This is a genomic window from Serratia sp. LTN-2, from assembly GCF_059740205.1.
In genome coordinates, this window is record NZ_JCAXDO010000069.1 from 1 (window position 1) to 1,101 (window position 1,101).

Genomic DNA, 1,101 nt, shown 5'->3' on the forward strand with positions numbered 1-1,101 from the left:
TAGGACTTACGCATTGACGGATTCAAAAAAGTATTAAAATACTTTATAAAGTATCTGTGATCAGACGAATTAAACATGCTTCTACAGCAACTTGTACATTACCCATTTATATGGGCTTTCTCATGACAGAACCGAACTCTATTAGCTGCACACAACTTGCCGAGACTTATAACATCTCGCATGATAGTGTAAATCGCTTTCTAGAACGTGAAGACTACACACCTCACGACCTATATCAAGAAGCAATTCAACATATTGATAATAATAAACTTATAGTCAGTATTGATGATACTGTTTTAGATAAACCCTATAGTCAACATATGGACTTGGTTAGCTATTTTTGGTCAGGCAAACACCACCGATCCGTCAAGGGTATTAATCTCATTACCTTGTATGCGACAGATCAGAATGGTCAAAATATTCCAATTAATTTCCGAATTTATGACAAATCTGAAAGTAAAACCAAGAATGATTACTTTATGGATATGTTAAGTGAAGCACTCAGTTGGGGTGCAAAGATTCAATTTATTACAGGTGATAGTTGGTATTCATCGACTGGAAATCTAAAAACCATAAGAAAATATGGTATTCGATTTATGTTTGGTATCGACTGTAACCGTAAGGTTTCCCCAGAAAAAGGACAATGGTTTCAACTGCGTTTATTGCCAAATTTCCATCAGGGTCAAGTGGTCTGGCTCAAAGATTTTGGCTTTGTACAATTATTTAAGACTCAGTTAAAAGAACAGCAGAGGTTTTATATTGTGCATCAAGATGAAGATGATTTATTGTCCTTTGAGGGTTTTCATGAATTACATTCAAGTCATTGGAAAATAGAGCAATATCACCGGGTGATTAAACAGGTTTGTCATATTGAAAAGTTTCAAGTAAGACGATCTAAACTGATTTTGAATCATATTTTTTCAGCCTTGATGGCCTACGTCGAGATACAAAAGAACCAGTTTGAGCGGATCTTTGAAAATGTATATCGTTGGCAGAAGAAATTATTTAGACCAGTTATCAAAAACTTCATTGATGACTTTATTCTCGATAAAAATCATCTGCTACCACAGAGAATCTATAAATAATAGTGCGTAAGTCCTA

1 protein-coding gene is annotated in these 1,101 nt (G+C 34.6%); it reads left to right on the forward strand.

Features of this window, described 5'->3' with window-relative positions:
* The first annotated feature begins 56 nt into the window (after positions 1-56).
* A complete protein-coding gene (locus tag AC6BYQ_RS28365; RefSeq protein ID WP_498057917.1) occupies positions 57-1,085 on the forward strand; it encodes an IS701 family transposase in 1,029 nt (342 codons plus the stop codon).
* The last annotated feature ends 16 nt before the right edge of the window (positions 1,086-1,101 follow it).